The organism is Robertkochia solimangrovi (assembly GCF_007279655.1).
Taxonomy (GTDB): domain Bacteria; phylum Bacteroidota; class Bacteroidia; order Flavobacteriales; family Flavobacteriaceae; genus Robertkochia; species Robertkochia solimangrovi.
Genome location: NZ_QKWN01000009.1, coordinates 150561 through 172633, shown reverse-complemented (window position 1 = coordinate 172633; position 22073 = coordinate 150561). Strand labels below are relative to the sequence as shown.

The following is a 22073-nucleotide window of genomic DNA, read 5'->3' as shown; positions in this document are numbered from 1 at the left end:
CTGACGACAAATGAAACTTTGGGATAAAGGATTCTCAACCAATGAGAAAATAGATATCTTCACCGTAGGCTCAGACAGAGAACTCGACCTGGTGATTGCCGAATACGACACAATTGCCTCCATGGCTCATGCGAGAATGCTGGCTAAGATAGGATTGCTCGAACAGCAGGAAGCCGATCAACTTGTAGTAGCCCTGGAAGCCATCCGACAAAGTATACTAAAAGGTGAATTCATCATCGATGACAGTTTTGAAGATGTTCACTCTAAGATCGAATATATACTTACCGAAAAGCTGGGTGATACCGGTAAAAAGATCCATACAGCAAGGTCAAGAAATGACCAGGTTTTAGTTGCCATACAGTTATATCTGAAACATGAATTGAAATCGATGGTGGGTCAGGTATCAGCGCTGTTTATTACCCTAATGGATCTGTCTGAAAAACATAAGAATATTTTATTACCCGGATATACGCATTTACAGATCGCCATGCCGTCTTCATTCGGTTTGTGGTTCTCGGCCTATGCGGAAAGTCTGATCGATGATGTACACTTTCTTAATGCCGCAATAAAATGTGTCGATCAAAATCCTATGGGAAGTGCAGCAGGATACGGAAGCTCCTTCCCTATCGATCGTGAATTTACGACCCAAATACTCGAGTTCGAAACGCTTAAATACAATGTTGTTGCAGCCCAAATGGGAAGAGGAAAAACGGAAAAGAGCACGGCTTTTGCCATGAGTTCAGTGGCCGGAACCCTTTCTAAAATGGCTATGGATATCTGCCTGTACATGAGTCAGAATTTCGACTTTATAAGCTTTCCGGACGAATTGACGACCGGTTCGAGTATTATGCCTCATAAAAAAAATCCGGATGTTTTCGAACTGATCAGAGGTAAATGCAATAAGGTGCAAAGTCTCCCGAACACGCTTACGATGTTACAGACGAACCTCCCAAGTGGATATCATCGCGATATGCAACTTACCAAAGAGATTCTGGTTCCGGGAATTCAAGAACTGAAATCCTGTCTGGAATTACTCAATTTTTCCATTCAGAATATCAGGGTCAATAAAGATATCCTAAGCGATAAGAAATATGATTACCTCTTTAGTGTCGATACACTTAATGATTTGGTAATGCAGGGACTTCCTTTCAGAGATGCTTATAAAAAAATGGGGATGGAGATTCAGGAAGGCACTTTTGAACCCAAAAGGGATATCAAACATGTGCATCTCGGAAGTTTGGGCAATCCAGGTTTCGATCAGATTCGTATAAAAATGCAAAAAGCACTGGATAGCATGAATTAGGTATAAAGACCCACATTCATAAATGAGTATGTTACGTGAGGGAAATTACATTTAGTTTAAAGAATAATTTTAACATTTATCGATAAAACATATTCTGTTAATTTTCAACAAGAAAAGTTTTATACCTTAGTCTCATGAATATTCTAATATGCTCAGCCGGAAGAAGGGTGTCTCTGGTAAATTCTTTTAAAAGAGAACTTACCACACGATTACCCGATGCAAAAGTTTTCACGAGTGACGCTCGTCCTGAATTGGCGGCTGCTTGTCAGATATCTGACAGATATTTCAAAGTACCCAGTCTATCAGAAACTGACTACATCCCCCGACTCATAGAAATTTGCAAAAACAATGACATTAAGTTACTGATTCCGACGATAGATACAGAATTACGTATACTTGCTGAACATAAAAAAGAACTGGAGGCCGAGGGTATCACTCCTTTGGTCTCCGATTTGGAATTCATTCGTATGTGTCATAATAAACGACTTACGCATGAATTCTTTAAGTCTATCGATATTCTTGCTGCCAAAGAGTATTCCAAAGACAATTATTCGCTTCCTTTATACATCAAACCGATCAACGGAAGCCGTGGTGTTGATAATTTCATCATCCGTGAAGAGACCGACCTGAACAGTTATCATTTTGAGAATGACAATTTGATCTTCCTGGAATATCTCGATCATGACAAATTTGAGGAATATACCTGCGACCTCTATTATGATCGCAAAAGTTCCCTACGTTGTGTAATTCCAAGGAAGCGTGTTGAAGTACGTGATGGAGAAGTAAACAAAGGGCTTACGGAACGCAATGAGATCATTTCCATGGTTCGTGAAAAATTGAGTACGCTTCCCGGAGTATTCGGATGTATCAATATTCAATTTTTTAAACACAAAGAAACCGGTGCCATTTATGGTATCGAGATCAATGCAAGATTCGGAGGTGGATATCCGTTGTCATACCTGGCAGGAGGAAATTACTCCGGCTGGATCATCGACGAATATTTTCTGGGTAAACCTATAGAAGACAAATTCGATGTCTGGGAAGATCAGTTACTGATGCTTCGCTATGACAATGAAATACTGGTTCATGGTTATAAATCTTGATGAAAATTCGGTTGTAGTTTTTGATCTTGACGACACTTTATATAATGAGATCGATTATCTCATTTCAGCCTATAAAATGATAGCCGGTAAGCTGGATCCTGAAAACAAGGAACAGCTTTTTGATGAAATGTTCACGTCTTACAGGCAAGGTTCCGACACCTTTCAATGGTTATCGGAAAGATTTGATATCAGCAAAATGATCTTATTGCAATTATACAGAGCCCATTTTCCTGAAATTTCACCTTTCAAAGGCGTAAAGGATTTATTGCAAGCGATTAAGAATATTCCTGCACCGATAGGTTTAATCACCGATGGAAGAACTCTTACACAAACCAATAAATTAAGATCCCTCGACCTTCTCCACTATCCCGACATAATTATAATTTCTGAAGAACTAGGAACCACAAAACCACACGAAAATAATTATCTGGCAGTAGAACATAAATTCCCGGGTAAGAGCTATATCTACATCGGTGACAATTTGAAAAAGGACTTCATCACCCCGAACCGGCGCGGCTGGTTAACCATTGCATTGCGAAATAATGGCCGAAATATTCACGATTGCAATCCCGATGAACTGAGTTCTGAATATCTCCCTACTTATTTCATCAATGCTATTTCTGATTTGATTTTTCCCTGAATTATTGAAATAAAATTCAATTTATTTTATAATCATATTCTTACATTTTACTCGTTTAGAATTCGTTAACGCTACTTAGCGTACTCAATACATTAAATTTCCCATTAGTCGAATATCTTTCTTCTTAATCGAGATTAACGTCCATTCTTAGATAATTTTTCAGAATTTTAATTCAAATATCCCCCCGCCCTTAGGTAAATTGATAATAGCAGCATCCAATGATTACTAAAAACAGGGCCAATGGTAAAAAAATTACGTCTGAAAAAATTGGGGATTAACAGCTTTTTCAAGCTAGATCCAATAACACAAAATGTTACTTTTCGAACAAGTATCATTTGTCTTATATTGATCCTATTCATGGTACCTGACATTTCCTATTGTCAGTCCTATCCATTTGGAAGAAGTGGACTTCAGAACATGAATATCAATAATCCAACATCCATAGATTTTGGCCCTAACGGAAAACTCTACGTATCACAACAAAACGGTGTGATCTATGAATATGAAATTGAAAGAGACGAAGCTGATGCCGGAAACGGTACTTATACCGTAATCAATTCAACAGCGATCTCCGAGATTAAGAATAATATTTTTAATCACAATGACGATGGAACAGTCAATACGCTAAAAGCCCGTCAGATCACGGGGATCCTTACGGCGGGTACTGCTGAAACTCCGATTTTATATGTAACTTCTTCAGATTCGCGAATTGGGGGTGGTACTGCAGGTACCGACAACAATCTCGATATGAATTCAGGTATTCTCAGTCGATTAACCTGGAACGGAAGTTCATGGGATAAGGTCGATCTGGTCAGAGGTTTGCCGAGGTGTGAAGAAAATCATTCAACCAATGGTATGGCGACCTTTGAAAAAAATGGAAGGCATTATCTTTTGATCCAACAAGGAGGAAATACGAATCAGGGAGCGGCAAGTAACAATTTTGCAGGTTCCATAGAATTCTTCCTTTCCGCTGCCCTATTAGTAGTAGACCTGGATCAGATCGATGAGATAGCCAGCAATAACGGTGGTCCTTTCCTTGATCCAAGGTATGGCAATACCCCTTTTGTATATGATCTTCCAACGTTAAATGATCCTGAAAGAGAAGATATCGATAATACCTCTCCAGAATTCCCATATGGAATAAATCATCCACTATATAATGCTACGATTGATCTGGGAGATCCGTTCGGAGGTAATAATGGTTTGAATATGGCTTTTAGTGAACCTGGAGGCCCAGTTCAAATATTTGCTCCCGGATTCAGAAATGCATATGATGTTGTGATCAACGAAAACGGTCAGATCTTCAGCTTTGATAATGGTCCAAATAAAGACTGGGGAGGCCCTCCAAGAATTTATGATAGTGCCGGAAATTTCAAAGGTGATTTCAGTTCTGCCACCTATGAACCTGCCGCAGGAGATTATGTGACCAGTGAGTATAATTATACCAACGGGAATCAATATTTTGATCATCTTCATCATATCGGTAATATTTCCGACGAATTCCAAACCTATTACGGTGGTCATACCGACCCCATAAGAGCATTCCCTTCCAAGGCCGGACTTTATAAATATGAATTTGACGGTACCAATTGGGTCGAAACTGCAAGTTATGATTTTATAGATCGTCTGGTAGGAGTAAGTGGATACTTCAATGATTCCTTTTCCATTTCAGACTTCCCAGATGATCCAAGACAAGGTGATTATTATAAAAATAACGCTTCTCATCCGAACACTCATGTTCTGGAATCCAATGAGAAATCCACCAATGGAATGGCTGTTTATACAGCATCAAATTTTAATGGAGCTATAAAAGGAAACCTTTTGGCTGCTTCCTATGACGGAAGTATCCATCGATTCCAAACCGCTGCAGATGGGAATTCTTTAGAGAACAAGGATAATAAATTCCTCACCGGATTCGGTTCCATTCCTCTGGATGTTACCGCACAGGGAGATAATGAAATATTTCCGGGTACTATTTGGGCTGTCACGTATGCAGATGATAACATCACTGTTTTTGAACCCGGCGATTTTATAAACTGCTTAAGTCAGGATGACCCTGAATTTGATCCAACAGCTGACTACGATGGTGATGGTTACACCAATGAAGACGAAATTCTTTCAGGAACCAACTATTGTTCCGGGGGTAGTGCTCCTATGGACAACGATGGCGACTTTATATCAGATCTCATGGATGATGATGATGATAATGACGGTATTCCTGATTTTTCCGATCCCTTTCCTATTGATGCCAACAACGGTTTAAATGTCGAAATGCCCATCAATTATCCATTTTGGAACAACGATCCCGGCACCGGATTCTTAGGACTTGGATTCACCGGTTTAATGCTTAACACCGTAACCGATACTGAATATCTCGATCTGTATGATCTTTCCTTTATGTCTTTCGGAGGTGCTGCCGGAAAAGCCACTGTTGATGAAGTAACTACCGGAACAGCGCGAGGATCAACTAATGATCAGGATTATGGCTTCCAGTTCGGGATGAATGCTGATTCAAATTCCTTACCCTTTACCATTCAGGGTGAAATCGAAGTGCCTTTTAACAATATAGAAGCTAAAACCGGACAATATTATGGTATCTATATCGGAACCGGTGATCAGGATAATTATTTCTCCATTGAAATAAGTACCGGAACCACCTATGGTGATGGTAAAAATGGTATCAGTATTTACAGAGAAGAAAATCAAATCGGTACTGAATCATTATTTGATGTGGAAGGACTTACAGAAGCCAATGCTATTGAGCTTTATATTCAGGTGAAACCTTCTTCCAATAAAGTTCAGGCCTATTATTCCATCGATAGCGGAGCTAATTTATATCCTGTAGGAGATGAAATGGATCTTCCTGCAGGTGTGTTGGACCCCAATGATGAATTTGGAGTTGCTGTCGGTATGATCAGTTCTACGACGGCAAGTGCAGGAACATTTTCTGCAACCTGGGATTATATCAATGCCTTTAAAAATATTTCGAATAAACTTTCTACCGAATCAGATATAATCGATTTCGAAGAAGTATATGGTACCGATGTAGTAAGTGAGCTAACGAAGATCATTAACCAGGGAGGACCTGGAGATGATGCGATTACGATTACCGGAATAACTTTTAACGGGATCGATAGTGACCTGTTCAATCTCGATCTGGAATTTCCGTTCAGTCTATTACCGGGAGCCAGTAAATCATTTCCAATTTCTTTAACTCCAAATAAAGATTATGGGCAAAAAGAGCTGCAGGTTATCATCGAACATACCGGGGAAAATAGTCCGCTCATTATTCCCTTAAAAGCGGAAATCATGCAAAATATTGCAGAAATTCCTGTCTTTAGAATAAATGCCGGATCTACCGTTGATATAGCCACTGTAGATAATGGTCCTGATTGGGTAGCCACTCCTGTAAACGGCACCTATATCGGTGCTGATTATTCTGTCAATACCGGATATAACTTCAGCACTTCCTTCCTGTATGCAAATCACGACGAGAGTATCCCGGATTATATCACCGAAGACCTTTATACTACCTTATATGCCACTGAAAGATATGATGTGGCCACCGGTGAGGAAATGGAGTTTAAAATACCTTTGGAAAATGGCACTTACAAAATAAACCTTTATTTGGGGACCGCTTATGATGGTACCATGAATGAAGGAGACCGAAGTTTTAATATACTATTGGAAAACAATGTGGTCGAATCGAATTTTGATCCTGTTGCAGCCTTTGGTTTTGGGGTCGGAGCGATTAAATCCTATGACGTCACACTCACGGATGGCGAGCTGAACCTGTCTTTTGAACATATTATAGAAAACCCACAGATCAATGCTATAGAGGTAATTTCTACCATCTCCTATGATGATATTCTTGCCATACCCATGGCCTCCGTATACACTTCGAATGCCCCGGCGACCATATCATTTGACGGATCTGAATCTGAAGGGAACAATCCAATTACAGGCTATTCCTGGCATTTTGGCGATGGAAGTAATTCTTCAGCCATGAATCCTGACCATATATATACCACTCCCGGAATTTATACAGTATCGTTAACCGTTACCGACGGAACTCATTCCGATACGCAATCGATAACCATCAACATAAAAGATCCATCGTCAACAGAAGGATTTGCATGGAGGATCAATTCTGGAGGACCAGAGATCGACTACAATGGGGATACTTTTTCAGCCGATGAATATTATAACGGCGGATCTTCTTTCTCCAATACAAGTGTGGCCACCCACGATCTCTATAAAACGGAACGTACTTCAAGCGCTAAAGTCTTTTCATATAACGTACCTTTAGAAAATGGCACCTATGATGTGATATTACACTTTGCAGAAATCTGGTTCAACGCCACCGGAGGTATGGAAGGTGATGTGGGTAGTAGAAAATTCGATGTCATCATAGAAGACGAACTGGAACTGGACGATTTTGATATACTCGCGGAAACCGGTTCGGAAACACCCATCACAAAATCCTTCAAGGTTCATATTACAGACAATGAATTGAATTTATATTTTTCATCTGAAACCACATTAGGAGGTGCTAATCAACCTAAAGTTTCAGCGATTGAAGTTCTTGGTACTGCAGAAGAATATGAATACGGACCTATTACCGTCAATGATATAGAGGATCAAACAAATGCGGAAGGCGACACTCCTGCCCTTTCTATTGCGGCCAGTGGCGGTAATGAACTGGCTAATCTCACCTATTCCATCAGCGGGCAGCCGGCAGGTTTGGAAGTTGAACCGACCAACGGACAAATCTATGGTACCATTGAGGTCGGTGCTGCTACGGGCGGGCCTTCCGGAAATGGAATTTATGAAGTAACGGTGATGGCTTCTAAACCAGGATCGGAATCAGGATCAGTTACCTTTACCTGGACAATTACCGATGCGGAAACCGATTTATGGTATAACAAAATAACACCGACCAACTATACCGCAAGACATGAATGTTCATTTGTTCAGGCAGGAGATAAATTCTATCTGTTGGGAGGACGTGAAAATGCAACAACGGTTGATATTTATGACTATACAACCAATACCTGGAGTTCGCTTTCCGAAAATGTACCCTTGGAACTAAACCACTTTCAGGCAACTGAATATAAAGGTTTGATTTGGGTGATCGGAGCTTTTAAAGACAATACCTATCCAGTCGAAACTCCTGCGGAATACATATATATATTCGATCCTGCCGGACAACAATGGATACAAGGTCCTGAGATCCCTGAAAACAGGCGTCGGGGATCTACCGGAATGGTAGTCTATAACGATAAGTTCTATGTTATAGGAGGTAATACAAAGGGACATGACGGAGGATATGTACAATGGTTCGATGAATTCGATCCCGCTACCGGAACCTGGACCGAACTGGAGGATGCTCCCCATGCACGGGATCATTTCCAGGCAACCGTTATCGACGGTAAGCTTTATGCTGTAGCCGGAAGATTGTCTGGTGGAGACGGAGGCGTGTTTGCTCCTACCGTTCCCGAGGTAGATGTTTATGACTTTACTACAGGGACCTGGAGTTCGCTTTCCGCAACTCAGAATTTACCAACACCGAGAGCAGGAGCCTCCATTGTTGAATTCGAGAACAAATTATTTGTAATCGGCGGAGAGACAGATGATCAGAACCTTGCATATGACATTACAGAAATCTATGATCCTTCTACACTAACCTGGGAAACAGGTTCATCATTGAACCATAGACGTCAGGGTACACAGGCTATTGTTTCCGGCAATGGAATCTTTATAACTTCCGGCTCACCGAATAAAGGAGGTGGAAATCAGCGTAATATGGAATACTATGCCGAGGATGCTCCTGAAGGAGAGGCTTCCGTAGCCAGTATCATGGACGTAGCCGAATCATTGGATATAGTTGTCGGAACGAATGCAGGGCTACCCGTTACTATAAGCGGTGGAAATATAGCGCTCTGGATAGAAAGTATGGAGATCAGTGGTACGAATGCCGATCAGTTTGAAATAAGTGAAGGAATGCTTTCGCAAAGTTTGCTTGGTCCTGATACAGTACATGATCTGACTATAACTCATTTAGGAACACAAACGGATGATTCGGCTACCCTGACGATCACCTATCAGAATGGTGAATCAAAAGTCATCCTTTTAAATTCAGTTTCCGCTCCAACCGCTCCTGAGGTTGTCAGTATAATCCTGATCAATGCAGATACAGATACGGCGATAACAACCCTTACCGATGGTCTGGTACTCAATTCCGAAGATCTTTCAGGTCTTTCGCTCAATATTGAAGTAGCAACAGACCCGGAAACCACCGGAAGTGTAGTGATGAAATTAAGCGGGGCCCTAAGTAACGAAGTTACCGACAATACAAATCCATATACTGTCTTTGGTGACGATTCCGGTGTCAGCTTCCCGGAAGGATCCTATACCCTTATAGCAACTCCCTATGCCGAGAGTGATGCCTCCGGACTGGAAGGTGAATCGATCACTATTAATTTCACCGTAGAAACAGTTGAGATACCAGTTCTTATGGCTGAAATCTCAACAGATATAACCGAAGGTACAGCTCCGTTAGGCATAGCTTTTAGCGCTGAAACGTCAACCGGAAATATCACAGAATACCTTTGGGATTTTGGTGATGGATCCAGTGCGACTACTGAGACTGCTAATCATACCTATACTGAAGCCGGAACATATACAGTTACACTAACCGTGAAAGATGAAACAGAGGCTATCGCAACCGATACGGTGACGATCAAAGTTACCGAATCACAAACAGAACCGGTAATTTCAGTGATCACCGCCGATCATACTGAAGGTAATGTACCATTTATAATAAATCTTAGTGCAGCACAATCAACCGGACCTGTTACCGGCTATTATTGGGATCTTGGAGATGGCAGTACCTCCGCAGAGGCAACACTTTCTCATACTTATGAAGAAGTAGGTCAATATACCATTACGCTAACCGTATTTGCGGATAACGGTGATCAACACAGCAGTACACTGGAATTAATGGTATTTAACCAGGAAGATTTCTATTTTGCCCAGGTATATCCAAACCCTACTTCAGATTATCTGAATATCAGGATCTATCCAGGGGAAGAAAATCTCAAAACGGTGCATATCCATAATCTGAATAGTCAATTAATACGCACCTATGATCTGCAAACTTTAGATTCCGGGCAATTTAAGATTGTTAATGGGGAAGATTTCGTCTATAAAATTAACTTAGACGGGCTACATAAGGGTGTTTATATTCTAAGCTTTGTAACCATTAACGACAAAGTCTATACAGAAAAAATTATAGTAAAGTAACTCGTTTTAATCAAATATACGTTTAATCAAGTTTTTCAGTATTTGAACCTGAATATATAAACAGGCATTGTTGTAATTTTTAATTTCAATGAATATTTGAATGTAGTGTTTACATTTAAAATAAAAAAGCCAATCCCTAAAAGCAATATTCAATGTCATGAGCAAGGAGGCCAAATCTCTGAATTACCAACCGGATGTGGTTCCGGATATTCAAAACCTGAGAAATTGCCTTTTGGATGAATTAAATTCATTTTTTGAAAATCTAAAAGATCAACCACTTCAGATGACGCATTTAAATAATGATGAAATCGGGAAGTTAACCAAGCGCCATGGAAATATTAGAATCATAAGTGACAGGGTATCATGGAATGCCTTTCTATCCCATATGAATCGATATGATGCCTATCACACTTACGATTACCATTTAGCAACTAAAAGAAAAGATCAGGAGCCAATACTCGTGGCATACGAGAATGACGATATTAAAATAGGATTTCCACTTCTGGTAAGTAAGATATTTGACACGCCATATTTTGATGCCACATCTGCATACGGATATGTTGGTCCATTATCAAATCTTGCAGTGGAACCTGAAAACTTCTATCTGGAAGACTATGCGCTTTGTTTCAGGGAATTCTTCAAAAAGAACAAGATCATTGCAGTTTTCTCCAGACTGAATCCTTATATTCCTACACAGGATAATATCCTTAAATATTTTGGAGAGCTTGTAGAAAAAGGCAAGATCGTTAATATTGATATTACGCTTTCCGATCAGGAACAAACCGGGCAATATCATAACCGATTAAGAACCTATATCAACAGTGCACGAAAGAAATGCGAAATAAGACTTTGTCAGTCTGAACAGGATCTTGCCGATTTCATGGCCATCTATCACTCTAATATGGATCGGGTAAATGCGAATTCGTATTACTACTTCAATAAAGAGTATTTTAAAAATCTTAATACGTGTAAAGACTTTGAGATCAGGTCACTGATCGCGGTAGAAAAAGATTCTGAAACTGTGATCGGTGGTTGTATCTTTCTGATCAAAAATGGGATTGTGCAATATCATCTGGGTGGCACACATCAGGATTACCTGCATTGGAGCCCTATAAAATTACTTCTGGATGAGATGCGAATTCTGGCTACACAGGAAGGACTCGAATATTATAATCTTGGTGGAGGCCTGGGTGGACGGTACACCGATAATCTTTTTAAATTCAAATCTTCTTTTTCAAAAGACCATAAGATTTTCAAGATCTGGAAATTGGTAACCGATCAGGATACATATGACAGTTTGGTAAACAAATATCAATCCAGCAACGAGGATTTTTTTCCTAAATACAGAAACCCGGAAGATAAGTAGTCTAAATTATGACCATAAAGAACAACCCATTTCTTTCTTCAACTTTTTTGAAGATCTGGAAGGATCATTTCATTGATAACGAACAGGAAGTTTTACTCGATGAATTCCCGGGATTAGAATTTTACCAGGCAAAAGCTGGCGTATATATCAATGCAGGACGAAATCTGACTAAAGGGATCAGCTATGACCCCAATTTCAGCAATGGCCTGAATTTAAAGAATAAGGTTGTCCTCCTCTATGATGTTCCTGAATATTTTGATATTCCTTCAAGGGAACTTCCTGAAAACATCGAGTTTCATAAAATCAAACAATATCCGGGATTTATGATCGAACTCAAAAAGTTTAAAGGGTATGAAGATTTTCTGGCGCAGCGATTCAGTAAAAGCAGTCGTTATAAACTCAAAAAATATAAGAAGAGACTGGAAACCAGTTTTGATATAACGTATCGCATGTATGGTACGGACATTGACGAAACCACTTACAAGACTTTATTTACGAACTTCAAAGCACTTCTTGATAAGCGATTCGATGATAAAGAGATTTACAATAACAATTTAGACCCTGCAGAATGGAATTTTTATCAGGAGGTAGTTTATCCTATGATGAAGGAAGGAAAAGCCGGCATTTTTGTGGTTGAAGATAAAGGTATACCGGTATGCGTAACTCTTTGTTATTTTTCAGAAAAAGTGATCTTCGATGCCATTACCGTATTTGATATCGATTACGGTAAATTTCATCCCGGATCAGTGACCTTAATGGGATTGCTGGAATGGGCTTTTCAAAATCAATATGATATTCTGGACCTTACCAAAGGATATTTTGATTATAAAACTCGATGGATGACCGACTCCTACCCTTTCCATTATCATTTGTATTACGACCGCAGTTCATTGCGATCTAATATTACCGGGAAAGTTATGAAATCTTATTTCGAGCTTAAGCAGACGATGCGTGAAAAGAATTATAATGAAAAATTGCATAAACTTACTTTCCTTATCAATAAAAAACCTAAAATTTCTGTAGAACAACCGGTTTCATTTCAATTTGAGAATGTAGAATCCAGACCAAATAATTCTGATCTTATTGAAATTCCCTCAGAAAATGGAATCTCCCCTTTATATAAACAAGTTCTTTTTGAATTTCTTTATCTGTTCCAGGACAATGCCTATAAAACAAAAATTTACAGTTACAGCAATGAACAACATGTGTTACTAATCGAGGGAGAGAATAACCTTAAAAAAGTTTTGTTCCAAATCCAATAACACAACAACCCCATACATAGCCTGATATGTTATTTAATTCCATAGAATTTCTCATTTTTTTGCCTGTATCCTTTATTTTATACTGGCTGCTATTTAGAAAAAATCTCAAAATCCAGAATACGCTACTGGTTGTTTTGAGCTATATATTTTACGGGGCTTGGGATTACAGGTTCCTCGCGCTAATTTTTCTGAGTACCCTTGTAGATTACCTTGTTGGAATTCAGTTGGGTAAACCGGAACAAAGACATCGACGACTTTGGTTATGGACAAGTATTTCATTTAATATCGGGTTACTGGGATTCTTTAAATATTATAATTTCTTTGCAGATTCCTTTTATGAGCTATTGGAACATTTCGGTTACCATGCTCAGAATCAATTCACATTGAACATATTACTTCCGGTTGGGATATCTTTTTATACGTTTCAGACCATGTCTTACTCATTAGATATCTACCATAAAAAACTAAAACCAACGAAAGATTTCATTGCCTTCTCTGCTTACGTAAGTTTCTTTCCTCAGTTAGTAGCAGGTCCGATCGAGCGAGCATCACATCTGTTACCTCAGATGCTGAACAAACGAAAATTCAATTACTTGCAGGCAGTGGAAGGTTTACGCCTGATATTGTGGGGATTCTTCAAGAAGATTGCCATTGCCGATGCCCTGGCTCCAATTGTGGATGATATTTTCTCTAATTCAGATTCCATGTCATCGTCCAGCTTGTTTATAGGGGCAGTGTTCTTTGGTTTCCAGATCTACGGTGATTTCAGTGGTTATTCGGATATTGCCATTGGAACTTCAAAACTGTTTGGTTTTGAACTAATGTCGAATTTTAAATTCCCCTATTTTTCAAGGAATATCGTACAATTCTGGAGAAGATGGCACATCTCACTGTCCACCTGGTTCAGAGATTATATCTATTATCCTCTTGGAGGATCCAAAGGATCTAAAATAACCACCATCCGAAATGTGTTTGTCATTTTTTTGGTAAGTGGACTGTGGCATGGAGCGAATTGGACCTTTGTTTTCTGGGGTGGTTTACATGCTTTACTTTTCCTTCCATTTTTCTTTATTCATAAGGCAAAATGGAATCCGGGACTTCGTATTAACCGGTTGACGGATATCATTTCTGTGATGCTTAATTTTCTACTGGTAACGATCACCTGGATCTTTTTCAGGGCCGAAAACCTTACAAGTGCTTTTGAATATTTGAAACGCATGTTTACCGACTTTAGCATAACCCCTTACCTCCACCCCGCGGGTTACCGTATGATCGACTATTTTATATTATTGTTGATCTTTACCGGATACGAATTTTTGATCAGAAGAAATGAACGGGCTCCTTATCCTTTCAAAAATAAATGGGTTCGACTTTCATTATATTCTATTACTGTCTTAGCTATCATGTTGTTCTATGATGATCAGGTAGACCGATCCTTTATATATTTCCAATTCTGACATGAAAAAGTTCATAATAAAATCAATCGCCTATGTAGTACTAATTCTTCTGATACTGGAGGGATTAGTTCGAATCTTACATCTTTATGATGAAGACCCTCCCAGATTTATCGACGAAGCTGGAGTGGAAAAACGTATACCGGGAAATGAAGGAATTTCTGTTACAGGCAATCGAATTCAGAATCATGCAAGATTTCATATCAATAAATTTGGCTATAATTCATTCAGGGAATTTATTCCTACGGATACTGATAAAGAAATCGCGTTGATCGGAGATTCTTTCATACAAGGATTTCATATCGATTATACAAACTCTATCGGAAAAAAAATAGAAGATCAGTTGCCGCAATATAAAGTATTTGAATTCGGTTACGCAGGATATGACCTTGCCGACCAATTATATCTAATACATGCTTATGATTCAATTTTCAAGGCTATCGATGATGTGATCATCTATGTACATTACCCGGATGATCTGTACCGGGATGATTACGAACCCAACCAGGATCGGGTCAATATGCTTAACTCTCCTCTCTTTAAGATTCGGGATGAAATAAAATTATTGTCTTATGCCTCCGCAATAGGTTTGGTGGATCCGATAAAAGAAGCGATACTCAGCATCAGAAGTTCGGGCCATACGGAGGTTCACGATGAAATTTCTGATTCCGAAAAGATCGCTTCCTACCTTAGAAATATCGAATCCCTGTTCACTAAATTTCCCCCTCCGGCACAAAAGACCGCCTTCCTTATCGATGGTGAGCATTGTGCCCCGGAGATCGTCTCCCTGTTAAAATCTAAAGGTTATCCTGTTATAGACTATTCGGGTGCATTTGCACAATCTGAGAAGCCCGTAACCCTAATCTATGATCAGCACTGGAATGAAAATGGACGAAAGATCATTGCAAGGTGTATTTCTGAATATATTAATTCCAAAAAATCAGATTAGTCAGTCATAAGCAGTTTAGGTAAAGGAGGAAACTAAAAAAATCAATAAGCAGCAGTAATAAGTACTCAGAATTATTTACATCTTAATTACAACGGTTTTACAGCTACTCGTTTTATTGTAACATGGTACTTAACCGAAATTATTTCAGAGTCAACAAAAAATAAATCCTCTTTTAAAATCTAATTATTAACTTAAGGTTTTAAACGATATCATATTGGTCAATATTATCGCCTTAGACAGATCAGAACTCCGCACATCACTGGATAACAGAACTTTATGGAAAAGCGGCAAACCACCGTTTTCATTGGAGCGCGGTTATTGGTTAACCGATAATCCATATGCGGATGATGCTGATATTATAGCGATCCTCGCATTGGAGAACGACCGTATCGTTAGTCAAATTGAGGTGATTCCTGCCGTTGTAAGGACAGGTAAGTCAACGATTGAAAAAAAATACTGGCTGCGCAATTGGGAGTCCTTCCCTATTTCTGATAAAGACTCGAATGCGGATAAAATGGGATCCCTGATCTATTTTGAAGCCATTAAACGACTGAATGGTCAAATTTTAGTGGGTAGTTATACAAAGGTTACAGAAAAGTTCTATGCAAATGAAAGACTGTTCAAAAAACTCAGACCCAGAAGTATCTATACCATTTTCACAAGAATACCAGAAGAGCTGGTGATGGACCGTTATTCGTTACCGGACTTTATGAAATATCCATTGCGGTTTGCTAATGCTACTGCCCTACATCTTAGAGATCAATATGGTAAAAAGGTCAATAAGAACCGTTCTTCAGGCATAGGATTTCTTCCGGTGGCGGGCTTTGATGATCAGAACATAGGTTATATCAAAAACCTTATGAATGATGACTTCGTTGTAAAAGACGCTACATATCTGAACTGGTTAATGGACCCAAGACAATATCCGGAAATCAATATAAACGCATCATCGAAACATCAAATCACCGCAGCATTTGTAACCCTTGATAATCATATCAAAGGATTTCTTTGTTATGTTATTACGGGAACTACCCTATCGGTAAAACTTGCCTTGTATGAGCCTGAAAATACTGAGATCATCGCAAATGCGCTAATGCTTAAATATTATCAGCATAAATGTACCAGATTGATCACCACCAATGATAACCTTGCAGGAATATTAGCAACCTTAAATCCGATCATTCTTGCGCATAAGAATGAAAAGTCACTGGTAGCCTATAAAGATGTTCATCTGGAGCAACACGAATTCGTGCTTAGAGACGGTGACGGACGATAAAGTAGAGAAAGGTAATGGACACTATGAACTATATGACAGCCCGTAAATTGGCTAAGAAAAAGGACACTTCTCTTAACATCCCGGTTTCTGTTGGAATCCTTGGGAATTATACCACGCATTTTTTTAAAGATCATATAAGAAACCTGTTGATACTATCCGGATACAATCCGGAAATTCATGAAGGGGCATATGATCAGACAGATATAGAATTACTGGATCCTGATTCTGGAATTTATAAAGCGAAATCGGAAATAATCATCATTCTCGAAAGTGCCCTGAAAATAGCAGATAAAAGCTATGCGATGAGCACAGAGGCCAAAGCAACACTGGCGGATCACTTTCTGGAAGTGATCGAAAGGCGTATTCAACTGATCAATACACATAATCCGGTTGCTAAAATTATGATGTTCACCTTTGAACTTTACGATGATAACGGATTTGGAAATTATTTTAGTAAAACCGACCAAAGTTTACTCCGGCAATTTTATCTGTTAAATTCCGGATTGATGGAACTGACTGCAAAATATACTGGCTTTTTTGTATTGGATATTCAAAAAATCCTTTTTCGAAATAACCCCTATCGGGATGCCTCCCTGTTATTGAGTAGCGATCTGCCTTATACACTGGAAACCCAATTTGACATGGCAAAGACTGCTACTTCCTTTATCGGAGCGATGAAAGGAAAGCTAAAAAAATGTCTTATACTGGATCTGGATAATACCTTATGGGGTGGTATTATCGGTGATGACGGACCTGAGAATATACAGATCGGAGATCTCGGTATCGGTAAAGCTTATACGCGATTACAACAATGGATCAAATCGTTGAAAGAACGTGGAATCATTCTTGCAGTTTGTAGCAAAAATGATGAACAAATAGCAAAGGAAGCTTTTCTTAAAAATCATAACATGCTACTGCAATTGGAAGATATCGCTGTTTTCGTTGCTAACTGGAACAATAAGGCTGATAATATCACCCACATTCAGGAAGTGTTGAACATAGGGTTTGACTCCATGGTTTTTTTAGATGATAATCCTGCAGAAAGAGAGATCGTTCGCCAGCGACATCCAAATATAACGGTGCCTGAGTTACCTGCAGACCCTGCTTTCTACCTGCCGTTTCTTCAGCAATTGGATCTTTTCGATATAGCGAGTTATTCTGAAAAGGATAAAGACCGTACCCGTCAATATCAGGAAGAGGCGGAACGAAGATCCCTTCAGATCAAATATTCAAGTATCGACGATTATTTAGAGTCATTAACCATGAAAGGTGACATTTCTGCCTTCAACTCTCAGGATATTCCTCGCATCGCACAATTAACACAACGTTCAAATCAATACAACCTTAGAACGATACGCTATACGGAACAGGAGATCACGGCCATAGCAAATAGCCCCGGGTATATAACCTATACCGTTAAATTAAGCGATAAATTCGGAGATTACGGACTCATCTCTGTTTTGGTACTAAAGCTTGTATCTCCGGAAGAGGCTTTTATCGATACCTGGATAATGAGTTGCAGGGTATTGAAAAGAGGTGTCGAAGATTTTGTTCTTGAAAATATATCAAAGGATCTTAAACGACTAAAAATTCGGTATCTTTCGGGTGAATATATTCCTACAGCAAAAAACAAAATGGTTGCAGAGCTACTTTTAAAAGTAGGACTGACCCCCGTTGAAAAAGGTATATTCAAAGGAGAAATCAAAGATTTTGTCATCCAAAAACATTTTATCCAATGAGTGAAATCATCGAAAAATTAAATCAGGTATTTAAAGACGTTTTTGAAGATGAAAGCATTTCGATCAGTCCGGAAACCGTAGCAGCAGACATCGATACCTGGGATTCACTGAATCATATCTATCTGGTGGTCGAGATCGAGAATGAATTCAATGTCAAATTTGAAACCAGTGAGGTCGCGCAATGGAAAAACGTTGGAGACATTATCGAATCTCTAAATTCCCGTCTTCCCAGCTGAACCCTCTTTACTCAAAACATAATTACCAATAACAAGATAGTCCAGACCGGTAGAAAAGAAACATCGTAAAGCATCCTGAGGTGACTCTACCACTGGTTCACCCTGAATATTAAAGCTAGTATTAAGCACAACAGGCACCCCGGTCTTATTGCCAAGCTTGCGAATTAGCTCATGATATATCGGATGCTGTTCTTTCCGTACCGTTTGCAATCGTGCACTACCATCGACATGAGTCACAGCAGGGATTACCTCTTGTTTTTCTTTTCTTACATTACATACTTTCAGCATAAACGGAGACTCCACTTCAAGGTCAAAGAATTCCTTATACGATTCCAAAAGCGCTGATGGTGCAAAAGGTCGGTAGGCTTCGCGGAACTTCACTTCAGCATTGATCTTATCCTTCATATCTGGATAAGCCGGATTTGCAAGAATACTTCTACTGCCTAACGCACGAGGACCGATTTCCATGGGACCCTGAAACCATCCTATGATCTTTCCTTCAGCAAGCAGATCGGCTGCCTTTTCAGTAATATCCTCATAATAATCCGCTTGTAATTTAGCACCGGCAATTGCCTTTCCTATCTGATCATTAGTATAATAGGTACTTAGGTAAGGATTATCGTGTATACAGATCCGTTCCTGTTTTAAAAGACCGTTGTAAAGATAGAAAGCTGCACCGATCGCTGTACCGTTATCTCCGGCAGCCGGCATTACATATACATCCTTGAATTTGCTCTCCCGTACAATCCGTCCATTCATAACACTGTTGAGAGAGACCCCTCCGGCAATTACGAGATAATCACATTTTGTACGTTCATGAAGGATATCGCAGATCTTAAGTACTGATTCTTCCAGTACCTTTTGAAAGGAGGCAGCAAGATTGATATGGTTTTCACGGAAAGGAGCACCGGGTGCCCTGGGTTCTCCAAATTTTTCGATAAACTTGGCAGAGTAGCGTTCCTTTATGAGATATTTATAGTTAAAATAAGTCTGATCGATCCATACCTCTCCGGATTTATTTATACGTACCATTTTCCTGACTTCATCCAGAAAAACATCCGGGTCACCCATAGGTGCTAATCCCATGGTCTTTCCTTCATCATAGTTGGGTTTAAAACCACAGAACTGTGTAATAGTTTCGTAAAAGGAACCTAAAGAGTTTGGAAAGAAACTTTCACCAAACTTCTTTATATCGTTACCGATACCATGACCCAGCCAGGTTGTACCCCATTCTCCGGAACCATCGATACCCAGCAAAGCTGCTTCCTTATAAGGAGAAACATAAAAAGTACCGGCAACATGCGTCAGGTGATGCTCAAAAAAATGAACTTTTGGTCCTGTATACTTTTTCCATTTTCTTTGATACCACAGCCTAAACCTACGTTGCTTGGCATAGGCATTAACAATATGGTGCCCCACAAAAGGAACGAAGGTTTTGGGATTCTTCATCACATAGGTGATCTTTTTGAACATATGTGTAGAAGGTTTTATCGAGACTGCAATATGGTCGATATCTTCAAACCCCAAACCGGCCAATTCGAGACATTTCTCGATAGCCTTTTCCGGAAACATATCCGTATGTTTATCCCTGTTCAACCGCTCTTCTTCCATTGCGGCAATCAATTTACCATCTACAACGATGCATGCAGTTGAATCATGAAAATAATAATTCAGGCCTAGAATAACCATAGCTTTAAATTTGTTGGATTGATTATGTAAAAAGGAAATAAATGCTCCGCTTGTGAAACAGTAATACCGTCCCAGTGAAATTCTCCGAAGCTCCGGGAATATAACGATAGATTTTTAACTTCTTTTGCGAAGTATAAAAAATTAAAAGGTATCAACATTTAAGGGGTACAAATAAAACTAAGTTAAAGTACCCAAGACCTATATACCCACCAAAAAAATACTTTAAAAGGACAGTTTTTTCGTTATTTAAAAAGCATATAGAAATTATCCTTCACAGCGTTTAAAATTCACCTGTCCAAATCCAGAACTTAAAAATACACCACGCTACTACTCTAAATTCAATATACTGATTATCAGGATGTTGAATCGAAATAAAATAGAAAGAGCGGGATAAATACATCCCGCTCTTTTTTAGTTATATCGATCGATATTTTCTATTCATTTACCAGTCGTATCAGCACATATTTTGTACGTCTGTTCTGTCTTTGTTCTTCGGCACTACAAGGTACTCCGTCTGCACAACGATTCACCAACTGAGTTTCTCCGAATCCCGTGTAAGTCAGGCGTTTTTCATCGATCCCTTTAGAGACGATGTAATCAACGATACGTTTACCTCGTTTCTGTGATAACCACATATTATAATCAGCAGATCCACGTGAATCGGCATGTGCCTGAATATCTAGTTTAGCACGTGGATATTTATTCATAAATTCTACGAGTTCTTCTACAATGGCTTTATCATCTTCAGTGAGATAAGATGAATCGAATGCATAATATACGATAGCGATTCTACCCAGTTCTTCTTCCATTTCTTCCCAAAGAAGTTCTTCTTCAGATTTGGTAGGTGCGGGTGGTACGACCGGTTCAGTAACCACTGCGGGTTCTGTTTCAACCGGAGTATCTTCGACAACAGGCTCGTCTGGAGTTGTATCCGGAACATACGCCGGCGGAACCGGTTGGGACGTAGAATTAGAGACAGACCTTCTTCCAGCCCTTCTCATACTCCACCTCTTAAACAGGTCTGGTGTCAGCAATACGCCGATCGAATAATGTTTGTAGTTGTTCTTATTATCTCCGATCCCCCATTTACCGAGTGCCCTCATACTGATCGCCCAATTACGGTCGATCCAGAGATTGAGTCCACCGCCGGCATCAAAAGTCATTCCGTCATACGCTGCGTCATTCGAGGTATACCCGAATCCCGCACTCAGAAATGGATCAATAAGATTTCGATTTCTTTCCCGGTAGAAGATGTTCAATCCATATTCAACCAACCCGTCGAAGGCCCAAAAAGGCTCATCGCCGATCTGATCCTTAAGATTGATCTGTTTTCCGTCTTTGTATTGGTTATAGTTTCCCATAAACGTTACACGGAATCCATTGTTGAACATGTATCCAGCGGTCACTGTGGATGGAAACCAGACATAATTCCAGTTTTTACTGATGTCGAATAATTGTCGTGCTTCACGACCCGAATCATCAACTACGTTATATCCGATCCCGAAATACCAGGTGGCGCTTTCATCATCTCTTTGAGCAAGTAAGGTGTAATTTGAGGCAAAAATACATAGCAAGCAGGTGTAAAAATAAAGATTTTTCATATAATGTTTTTTGTGGCTGTGAAATTCTTTACACCTGAGTTACTTATACTTAAGAGTACAAGAGATTGAAACTCAACATAAATGTATATAATTTAATTGAATATCGATCAAAGAAAAGTTAATCCGAAAACAATTTTAGATGAAATGTAA

At 39.3% G+C, this 22073-nt stretch carries 13 protein-coding genes; 11 read left to right on the top strand and 2 right to left on the bottom strand.

Annotated elements, in window-relative coordinates; genetic code table 11:
* The first annotated feature begins 10 nt into the window (after positions 1-10).
* The 11 genes from argH (at position 11) to DMZ48_RS13500 (ending at position 18633) form a co-directional block, all read left to right on the top strand.
* Positions 11-1303 carry an argininosuccinate lyase gene (gene argH / locus DMZ48_RS13550; RefSeq protein WP_143955692.1) on the top strand — a complete coding sequence of 431 codons (1293 nt, stop codon included), beginning with the start codon at positions 11-13 and terminating at the stop codon, positions 1301-1303.
* A 134-nt stretch (positions 1304-1437) separates the two neighbouring features.
* Positions 1438-2406, top strand: a complete 969-nt coding sequence (locus tag DMZ48_RS13545; protein ID WP_143955691.1) for an ATP-grasp domain-containing protein — start codon at positions 1438-1440, stop codon at positions 2404-2406.
* Entirely contained in the window at positions 2390-3046 is a 657-nt protein-coding gene (locus DMZ48_RS13540) for an HAD family hydrolase (protein WP_162558724.1), read from the top strand. Before DMZ48_RS13545 ends, DMZ48_RS13540 begins: the two co-directional genes overlap by 17 nt.
* 357 nt (positions 3047-3403) lie before the next feature.
* The gene (locus tag DMZ48_RS18855) at positions 3404-10351 is read left to right on the top strand and encodes a PKD domain-containing protein (protein ID WP_162558723.1); all 6948 of its coding nucleotides are present in this window, start codon (positions 3404-3406) and stop codon (positions 10349-10351) included.
* Between the two features lie 157 nt (positions 10352-10508).
* Positions 10509-11717 carry a GNAT family N-acetyltransferase gene (locus DMZ48_RS13530; RefSeq protein WP_143955688.1) on the top strand — a complete coding sequence of 403 codons (1209 nt, stop codon included), beginning with the start codon at positions 10509-10511 and terminating at the stop codon, positions 11715-11717.
* Between the two features lie 8 nt (positions 11718-11725).
* Entirely contained in the window at positions 11726-12979 is a 1254-nt protein-coding gene (locus DMZ48_RS13525) for a GNAT family N-acetyltransferase (RefSeq protein WP_143955687.1), read from the top strand.
* Between the two features lie 26 nt (positions 12980-13005).
* Complete coding sequence (locus DMZ48_RS13520) at positions 13006-14436, top strand: MBOAT family O-acyltransferase (protein ID WP_143955686.1); 1431 nt, start codon at positions 13006-13008, stop codon at positions 14434-14436.
* Position 14437: 1 nt separating this feature from the next.
* Positions 14438-15382: a hypothetical protein gene (locus DMZ48_RS13515; protein WP_143955685.1), complete on the top strand. Its 945-nt coding sequence runs from the start codon at positions 14438-14440 to the stop codon at positions 15380-15382.
* Between the two features lie 214 nt (positions 15383-15596).
* Positions 15597-16658: a hypothetical protein gene (locus tag DMZ48_RS13510; RefSeq protein ID WP_143955684.1), complete on the top strand. Its 1062-nt coding sequence runs from the start codon at positions 15597-15599 to the stop codon at positions 16656-16658.
* Positions 16659-16681: 23 nt separating this feature from the next.
* Entirely contained in the window at positions 16682-18397 is a 1716-nt protein-coding gene (locus DMZ48_RS13505) for an HAD-IIIC family phosphatase (protein ID WP_162558722.1), read from the top strand.
* The gene (locus tag DMZ48_RS13500) at positions 18394-18633 is read left to right on the top strand and encodes an acyl carrier protein (RefSeq protein ID WP_143955682.1); all 240 of its coding nucleotides are present in this window, start codon (positions 18394-18396) and stop codon (positions 18631-18633) included. Before DMZ48_RS13505 ends, DMZ48_RS13500 begins: the two co-directional genes overlap by 4 nt.
* Here the strand turns inward: DMZ48_RS13500 and DMZ48_RS13495 are convergent.
* Together DMZ48_RS13495 and DMZ48_RS13490 are read right to left on the bottom strand one after the other, a co-directional pair.
* Positions 18610-20322: a carbamoyltransferase family protein gene (locus DMZ48_RS13495; protein WP_143955681.1), complete on the bottom strand. Its 1713-nt coding sequence runs from the start codon at positions 20320-20322 to the stop codon at positions 18610-18612. The genes DMZ48_RS13500 and DMZ48_RS13495 overlap by 24 nt on opposite strands.
* Positions 20323-20756: 434 nt before the next feature.
* Complete coding sequence (locus DMZ48_RS13490) at positions 20757-21923, bottom strand: OmpA family protein (RefSeq protein ID WP_143955680.1); 1167 nt, start codon at positions 21921-21923, stop codon at positions 20757-20759.
* Positions 21924-22073 lie beyond the last annotated feature (150 nt).